This window comes from Brevibacillus sp. FW301-21C12A, assembly GCF_058788915.1.
The window spans coordinates 1-1,050 of record NZ_JBYTBG010000113.1 but is presented as its reverse complement, the minus strand read 5'-3'; the positions used below and the strand labels follow the sequence as shown (position 1 = coordinate 1,050).

At 50.0% G+C, this 1,050-nt stretch carries 1 protein-coding gene; it reads left to right on the top strand.

Translation table 11 applies throughout. From position 1 onward, the window contains the following. Nucleotides 1–1,050 (top strand): IS3 family transposase gene (locus AC3WQH_RS25485; RefSeq protein WP_492332328.1). Its coding sequence is split into 2 segments (ribosomal slippage), with 1,051 coding nucleotides annotated over them: nt 1–214 and nt 214–1,050; the frame shifts between segments, so codons are not numbered across the junction. This gene is flagged as partial in the annotation.

Sequence of the window (1,050 nt, the reverse complement as noted above, 5' to 3'; positions counted from 1 at the left end):
CGACTCATCCAAGAAGAAGGGAAATCGGTGGCGCAGGTAGCCCGGGAAATGGGGCTTCATGAAAATACCATCTATCGGTGGGTCGCTGAATTCAAGCAAGACGGCAATCAAGCCTTTCCAGGCAGTGGACAACTGAAGCCGGAAGACAAAGCCCTACGCGACCTTCAAAAGCGAATTCGTGATCTGGAAGAGGAGAACGAAATCTTAAAAAAGGCGATGCACTACTTCGCAAAAGACCGGCGCTGATCTACCCTTTCATCCACGATCACCGCTCCAAGCTCCGAGTCGCGAAGATGTGCGAGGTGTTTCAAGTTTCTCGAAGCGGTTATTACGATTGGACCCGGCGTAAGAAGAACGATCGGGCGAAGCGTCGAGAAAAGCTGGAGCAACAAATCCGGCGGGTCTTCCTGGATTCGAGACGTTTGTACGGCAGTAAGAAGGTCTTGGAAGCACTGAAAAAGGAAGGGGTTCAGGTTTCCGAGAAAACCGTCGCTCGTACGATGAAAAGGCTCGGGCTGAAATCCCGTACGGTGAAGAAATACAAGGCGACAACGAATTCGAAGCACCATTTGCCTGTGGCCGAAAACGTGCTAAACCAAACGTTTACCGCAAACGCGCCGGGGAAGGTCTGGATGACGGATATCACTTATATCCCGACAGACGAAGGCTGGTTGTATTTAGCCAGTGTGATGGACTTGTATACGCGTAAGATCGTAGGCTTTCACATGGGGGAGCGGATGACAAAAGAACTCGTGATCGCCGCGCTAGATCAAGCCTACAACCGTCAGCGACCAGCTCCGGGGCTTTTACACCACTCTGATCGCGGCAGCCAGTATGCCTCGACTGAGTACCAGAAGCGTCTGGAGAAATACCAGATGATCGGAAGCATGAGCCGCAAAGGAAACTGTTACGATAACGCCTGCATCGAGTCTTTCCACAGCGTACTGAAGAAAGAACTCGTTTATCTGGAAAAATTCAAAACGAGAGAACAAGCGAAAAGAGCGATATTTGAGTATATCACTTGCTTTTATAATGGAAAACGCATCCATT